General features: G+C 74.4%; 5 protein-coding genes. All 5 read right to left on the bottom strand.

The features are described 5' to 3' along the window. Window positions 1-92: 92 nt before the first annotated feature. Entirely contained in the window at window positions 93-1,121 is a 1,029-nt protein-coding gene (gene hpnH, locus ACFV61_RS07480) for an adenosyl-hopene transferase HpnH (RefSeq protein ID WP_063350100.1), read from the bottom strand. A 2-nt stretch (window positions 1,122-1,123) separates the two neighbouring features. After that, window positions 1,124-1,804, bottom strand: a complete 681-nt coding sequence (locus ACFV61_RS07475) for a hypothetical protein (protein WP_063350099.1) — start codon at window positions 1,802-1,804, stop codon at window positions 1,124-1,126. After that, window positions 1,801-3,885, bottom strand: coding sequence for a squalene--hopene cyclase (shc, locus tag ACFV61_RS07470; RefSeq protein WP_244293508.1), 2,085 nt, complete (start codon window positions 3,883-3,885; stop codon window positions 1,801-1,803). Before shc ends, ACFV61_RS07475 begins: the two co-directional genes overlap by 4 nt. A gap of 7 nt (window positions 3,886-3,892) precedes the next feature. Then, on the bottom strand, window positions 3,893-4,981 hold the full coding sequence (locus ACFV61_RS07465) for a polyprenyl synthetase family protein (RefSeq protein WP_079136360.1): 1,089 nt from the start codon (window positions 4,979-4,981) through the stop codon (window positions 3,893-3,895). A gap of 239 nt (window positions 4,982-5,220) precedes the next feature. Beyond that, window positions 5,221-6,657 carry a hydroxysqualene dehydroxylase HpnE gene (gene hpnE / locus ACFV61_RS07460; RefSeq protein WP_380490560.1) on the bottom strand — a complete coding sequence of 479 codons (1,437 nt, stop codon included), beginning with the start codon at window positions 6,655-6,657 and terminating at the stop codon, window positions 5,221-5,223. Window positions 6,658-6,733: the final 76 nt, after the last annotated feature.

Here is a 6,733-nt window from a genome sequence, read left to right as displayed (position 1 = left end):
GCCGCCCCCGGGGGGGGGGGGGGCGGGCGGTGGGGGGGGGCCCGGGCCGGACGGGGTGTCCTCGGGAGCGGTGGCGCGGTCGAACGACTGGCTCAGTGGCCGCGGTTGGCGCCGATGGTCTCGGTGATGGCACGCAGCGACTCCTTGAGCGAGCCCATGGTGGCGAGTACGGCGGTCGGCTCGTAGCCGCAGTGCGCCATGCAGTTGGCGCAGCGCGGGTCCTTGCCGCGGCCGTACTTGCTCCAGTCGGTCTTCTCGACGAGTTCGCGGTAGGTGGGCACGTAGCCGTCGGCCATCAGGTAGCAGGGCCGCTGCCAGCCGAACAGCGAGTAGTTGGGGATGCCCCAGGGGGTGCACTCGAAGTCGGCCTTGCCCTCCAGGAAGTCCAGGAAGAGCGGGCTGTGGTTGAGCCGCCAGCGGCTCCGGTTGCCGCCGGCGAAGGCCTTGCGGAAGAGCTCCCGGGTCTGGTCGACGCCGAGGAAGTGCTCCTGGTCGGGGGCCTTCTCGTAGGCGTAGGCCGGGGAGATCATCATCTCGTCGACCTTGAGCTCGTCGTTGAGGAAGTCCAGCACCTCGATGATGGTCTGCGGGGTGTCGGTGTTGAAGAAGGTGCTGTTGGTGGTGACCCGGAAGCCGCGCCGCTTGGCCTCCTTGATCGCCGCCACCGCCTCGTCGAAGGTGCCCTCCTTGGCCACCGACTCGTCGTGCCGCTCGCGCATGCCGTCGATGTGCACGGCGAAGGTGAAGTACGGCGAGGGCTTGAACTTGTCCATCTTCTTGCGCATCAGCAGCGCGTTGGTGCAGAGGAAGACGTACTTGCGGCGCTCGACGAGCTGGCGGACGATCTCGTCGATCTGCGGGTGCATCAGCGGCTCGCCGCCGGCGATCGAGACCATCGGGGCACCCGACTCCAGGACCGCGCCGACCGCCTGGGCCACCGGCATGCGCTGCTTCAGCACACCCGCCGGGTGCTGGATCTTGCCACAGCCCTCACAGGCGAGGTTGCAGGCGAACAGCGGCTCCAGTTCGACGATCAGTGGGAACTTGTCCCGGCGCTTGAGCAGCTTCTGCTGCATGAGGTAGGTGCCGACCCGCACGGTCTGGCGCAACGGCATGGCCATGGCTAGCTCGCCTCCTGGGGGAGCGTCGAGGATGTGGGGTGGTTCAGGTCCGCGGGGCCGGGCCGGGACTCCTGCCGGTACCAGTCGACCAGGGCGGGCACCGCCGCCCGCAGGGTCCGCCAGGCACGCACCCCGGCCGGGAGGGTGCCGGGCCGCAGCAGTTCGCGCTCGGGGGTGTCCACGACCACCCGCAGGACGGCGGCGGGCAGCGTCGGCCGCCGTTCCCGCAGCGCGGCCAGCACGGCGGCGGCCTCCATGTCGACGGCGAGCGCGCCCTGGAGGTGCAGGGCGCGCCGTTCGAGGCCGCGGACGACGTGGTCGGCGGTGTGGTGCACCCCGGCGTGCGCGGTCAGGCCGAGTTCCTTGAGGGCCCTGGCGAGCTCCGGCCCGGAGTCGACGGGGTACAGGTGCCCCTCCGCGTCGCGCACGCCGTCGGCGACCACGATGTCGCCCGGCAGCACGCCCGGGCCGACCGCGGCGCCGAAGCCGGCCACCACGACCGCGCCGTAGCCGCCGGGGGCGGAGCCGAGCAGCCGGCGGACGGTCAGCGCGGCCCGCCGCCGGCCCATGCCGGTGCGCACCAGCACCGGCGGCCCGCCGGCCGCGCCGCGCCAGTCGCCACCGCGCAGCGCCCAGACCTCGGGGCCCAGTGCGCAGAGCACCAGCAGCGGGGCGGTGGTCACCGCGCCGCCCCGATCGCCGGGGTGTCGCCGTTGCGGCGGCCGAGGGCGGGGCTGCCGTGCAGGTAGCGGCCGAGCGCGGTGACCGGGAAGACCAGCCGGTACAGGTGGTAGTTGATGGAGAAGTCCCACGGGAAGCCGGTGCCGGTGAACTGCGGCTCGTCCCAGGTGCCCTCGGGCAGCTGGGTGCGCACCAGCCAGTCCACGCCGTGTTCCACCGCCGGGTTGGCCCGGCCGTCCGGGCCCTCGCCGGCCGCGAGCAGCGCCATCAGCGCCCATGCGGTCTGCGAGGCGGTGGAGTCGCCGCGCCCGGCCCAGCGGGCCGGGTCCTCGTAGGAGCGCATGTCCTCGCCCCAGCCGCCGTCGGTGTTCTGCCGGTCCTCCAGCCAGCGGACGGCGCGCCGGATCGCCGGGTGCTCGTCCGGGACGCCGGCCGCGACCAGGGCGGGCAGCACCGAGCCGGTGCCGTAGATGTAGTTGGTGCCCCAGCGGCCGAACCAGGAGCCGTCCGCCTCCTGGTTGTGCAGCAGCCACTCGACGCCGCGCCGGGTGCGCCGGTCGCGGGCCCGGCCGGTCTCGGCGAGCATCTCCACCACGTGGGCGGTGACGTCGGCGGACGGCGGGTCGACCACTTCGCCGAAGTCGCAGAACGGCAGCTTGTTGGGCAGCGTGCTGGTGTTGTCGACGTCGAAGGCGCCCCAGGCGCCGTTCTTGGACTGCATGCCGAGGTTCCAGAGCACGCCGCGGTCCATCGCCGCATCGACCTTGGCCGGGTCGGGGTGGTCGACCCGGCCCAGCGCGAGCACCACCTCGGCGGTGTCGTCGATGTCGGGGTAGGTGTCGTTCTCGAACTCGAAGGCCCAGCCGCCGGGGGCCAGCGTGGGCCGCTGGACGGACCAGTCGCCGTCCTTGCGGATCTCCTCGCCGAGCATCCAGTCGACGGCCGAGACCAGCGCCGGGTGGTCGGCCGGCAGCCCGGCGTCGACCAGCGCGATGGTGGCCAGGCAGGTGTCCCAGACCGGGGACTGGCAGGCCTCCAGCCAGCGTCGGCCGTCCTCGGTGTGCACGGTGAAGCGGTCGAAGGAGGAGAGTCCGGCCTGCATCACCGGGTGCTCCAGCTCGTAGCCCTCCAGGTGCAGGGCGATCAGCGAGTACACGGCGGGCGGCTGGATGCCACCCCAGCAGCCGTCGGCCTCCTGCCGTTCGACGATCCAGCGGCAGGCCTGCGAGACGGCGAGACGGCGCAGCGGGCGCAAGGCGCGGTGGTGGTAGGCGTGCAGGACCTTGTCGAGGCGCTCGAAGAGGCCGTCCCAGCTGGTGGCGGGGGCGAGCGGCCGGTCGGGGTAGGGGTGGTCCGGGTCGGTGTGCAGCTCGGTGAGCGGGAAGGGCGCCGGACGGACGGGGCGGTGGGCCGAGACGACGGTCAGCGGGACGATGGTCTGGCGGGCCCAGCAGCCGAAGGCGTAGATGTTCAGCGGCAGCCACTTGGGCAGGAAGATGATCTCGGGCGGCATCTCGGGGAGCCGTTCCCAGGGCCACCAGCCGAAGAGCGCGAGCCAGATCCGGGTGAAGACCCGGGCGGCCGCGATGCCCCCGGCGGAGCGGACGTACCGTGCGGCGGCCACCATGTGCGGGGCCTCGGGGTCGTCGCCGGCGAGTTTGAGGGCGACGTACGCCTCGACGGTGGTGGACAGTTCGGCCGGCCCGCCGTGGAAGGTGGCCCAGGTGCCGTCCTCCCGCTGCTGGGACCGGATCCATTCGGCGGTGGCCTTGGTCTGGTCCTCGGTCCGGATCCCGAGGAACTGCCGCAGCAGTAAGTCCTCGGCGTCCATGGTGACGTTGGTCTCCAGGTCGCCCTTCCACCAGCCCTCGGAGCTCTGCAGCGAGAGCAGGTGGGTGGTGGCGCGGGCCAGTGCCTCCCGCGCGTCGGCCGCTCCGAGGTCCGCCTCACCGGCCGGCCGGAGCTGGTCGGTGTCTTCGGGCTGCCACCGCCCGGCGCCCAGGAGGGTCGGGGGGCGGTCGCCCACCGCGACCGGCTCGGAATCGTACTCAGGGTCGAGCCGGCCGTCCGCGGTTGCTGTCAACGTAACGTCACCTCTCTCGTACCACCACGAATTCGGCGAGTGCGACGAAGTGCTCGCGCACCTCGTCGGACATGGGCACCTCGTCCAGGGCGGCGAGGGCAGTCGTGTGCTGGCGGCGGGCTTCCTCCTGGGTCCAGGCGCGGCCGCCGGCCTCCTCGATCAGCGCGGCCCGGGCGGCGAGCTCGGGCTCGCCCTCCTCGCCGCGGCCCTTCGGGTCGGCCAGCTGCTCGGCGAGCCGGCGCGAGGCCGCGCCGCCCTCGGCCAGCGCGGCGGCGACCGGCAGGGACTTCTTGCGCTGGCGCAGATCGCCCCAGTGCGGCTTGCCGGTGACCTCGGTGGCGCCCCAGATGCCGAGCAGGTCGTCCACCGCCTGGAAGGCCAGGCCCAGGTGGTGGCCGTAACGCTGGAGCGGTTCGGAGACCTTGTCGTCGGCCCCGGCCAGGACGGCGCCGATCGCCGAGGCGGCCGCCAGCAGCGCCGCGGTCTTGCCGCCCTCCATCTCCAGGCACTCGGCGACGGTGACGCTGTCGCGCTGTTCGAAGGCGACGTCCATGGCCTGGCCGTCGATCAGTCGGCGGGTCGCCGTGGTGAGCAGCCGGACGGCGCGTGCGGCGTCGGTGGGGCTCGTACCGCCGGTCACCGCGGCGTCGAGCAGCACCTCCGTGCCGAGCGTCGCCAGGGCGTCGCCAGCCAGGATCGCCTGGGCCGGACCGAAGACCGTCCAGGCGGTGGCCCGGTGCCGTCGGGTCTCGTCACCGTCCATCAGATCATCATGGAGCAGGGAGAAGTTGTGCACCAGTTCAACCGCGACCCCGCCCGGCACGCCGACCTCGGCGGCGGCGCCGGTGGCCCGGGCGGAGAGCAGGGCCAGGGCGGGGCGCACAGCCTTGCCGCCGTCGCCCTTGGCCGGGGTGCCGTCCCGGTCGATCCAGCCGAAGTGGTACGCGGCGACAGTGTCCATCGGTGCGGCCAAACGGGCGACGGCGGACCGTAGCGGCGGGGTGCAGAGCGTGCGGCTGCGGGCCAGCAGCTCCGGCACCGAGACCGGTTCGGCGTGCGCCGTGCCTCCGACGGCGATGCCGGTGCGTGACTCCACGTGCGTTCCCTCTCCCTCGTGGTGCCGGACCGCCCGGGGCGGCCGGGTGCTTGCGCTGTCGGTGCGGCTGGTGTCGATGTGGCCGGTGTCGGTGCGGCCGGTGTCGATGCGGCTCGGGTCGGTGCGGCTGGTGCCGGTGTCACCGCTGTCAGTGCCGCCGGTGCGGCCGGTGTCGTTCCCGCCGGTGCGGTCGACGGGAGGCCCGCCGGCTCTGGCGGGGTCCCCGGCGGCGCCCGCCGTCACCGGGGCCACCTCCCGTCGCCCCGGTCCGCCGGGAGCCGACTGCCGGCCGCGGCGAGCGCCGCGTCGGCCGCGGCGTGGCCGCTGCGCACGGCCCCCTCCATGGTCGCGGGCCAGCCGGTGGCCGTCCACGCGCCAGCCAGCAGCAGGCCTGGGACGTCGGTACGGGCCGACGGGCGCAGCAGCGCGCTGCCGGGCGCCGGGTCGAAGGTGGCGGTGCGCTCGCGGGTGACGAAGAAGTCCAGCACCTCGGCCCCGGCGGCGGCCGGGAGCAGCCGGGCCAGCTCCGGCAGGTACCGGCGGCGCAGCTCGGCGACCGGCAGGTCGATCTCGTCCTGGACGGCGGACTGCGAGAGCGCCAGGTACTGGGCGCCGGGGTGGGCCCGGCCGAGCCCGGTGCCGGCCAGGCCGGAGTGCGCGGTGCGGTCGAAGACCCACTGCACCGGGGAGCCGAGGGCGGCGAAGAACGGCCGGCGCAGCACCTTGCGGTCGTAGACCACGTGCACGTTGAGGATCGGCGCGGTGCCGAAGTCGGCCAGCCGGTCCTGGCCGGGGAGGGCGTTCGGGGGCAGCAGGGCGGCCGCGCTGTCCTGGGCGCCGGCCAGCACGACGGTCTCGGCGGCGAGCGGCTCCGCGCCGCCTTCCAGATGGACGGCGTGCTGGGGCACCGCCGGCTTGAGCTCCGTCACGCGGGCGCGCAGCAGTACCTTCACGCCCGCGCGTTCCAGCTCGGCGAGCGCCCGGTCGTGGTGGATCACGCCGAGCGGGACGGCGGCCATGCCGATGTCGGAGGCGCCCGGATCGGAGAGCAGGCCGGTCTTGAAGACCATCGCCGCCAGCGCCAGCGACACCTGGTCGGCCCGGGCGTTCAGGGTGGCGACGCCGACCAGGTCCCAGAGGGCGGCGAGGGTGTTCGCGTTCTGCCCGTTGCGGCGCAGCCACTCGCCGAAGGAGATCTCGTCCAGTGCCGGGTCGGCGAGGTCCAGGCCCTGGAGCGCCAGCGCGCCGCGGACCACCCGGGCGCGGTCGGCCGGCCCGAGGTGCGGGTAGCGGGCGAGGCTGCCGGCCAGGTGCAGCGGAACGGGCAGGCCGGCCCGGCGCAGCCGCCCGAGGGTGCGCACCGGGGCCGTGTCCGGCCCGGCGACGGAGAGCACCGGGACGTCCAGCCGGTCCTGTACGTGGACCAACCGGGCGGCGCCGAGCCGCTCCAGCAGGCCGCGGTAGGCGGTGCAGCAGCGCAGGTAGACGTGCTGGCCGTTGTCGACGGTCAGCTCGCCGCGCTGGAAGGAGAACGCCAGCCCGCCGAGCCTGGGCCGCCCCTCGACCAGCGTGACCCGGTGGTCGGCCTCGGCCAGCCGCAGCGCGGCGGTGATCCCGGCCAGGCCGCCGCCGACCACCACGGCGGCCGGGCGCGCGGCATCGGCTCGCCCGGTCATCGACCCTCCCCCTCGCGATTGCTGGACCGCCCTGCGGCGGTCGCTCCGGCCGGCACGCTCGTGACCGGCCCGGTCC

The sequence above is a fragment of the Kitasatospora sp. NPDC059817 genome, from assembly GCF_042731835.1.
In the GTDB taxonomy this organism is placed as follows: Bacteria; Actinomycetota; Actinomycetes; order Streptomycetales; family Streptomycetaceae; genus Kitasatospora.
This window is presented reverse-complemented; position numbering and strand designations above follow the sequence as displayed.

Bases quoted from the DNA above. Each gene is read 5' to 3' on its own strand.
- hpnH (WP_063350100.1), bottom strand. From the start codon at position 1,121: ATGGCCATGCCGTTGCGCCAGACCGTGCGGGTCGGCACCTACCTCATG.
- hpnE (WP_380490560.1), bottom strand. From the start codon at position 6,657: ATGACCGGGCGAGCCGATGCCGCGCGCCCGGCCGCCGTGGTGGTCGGC.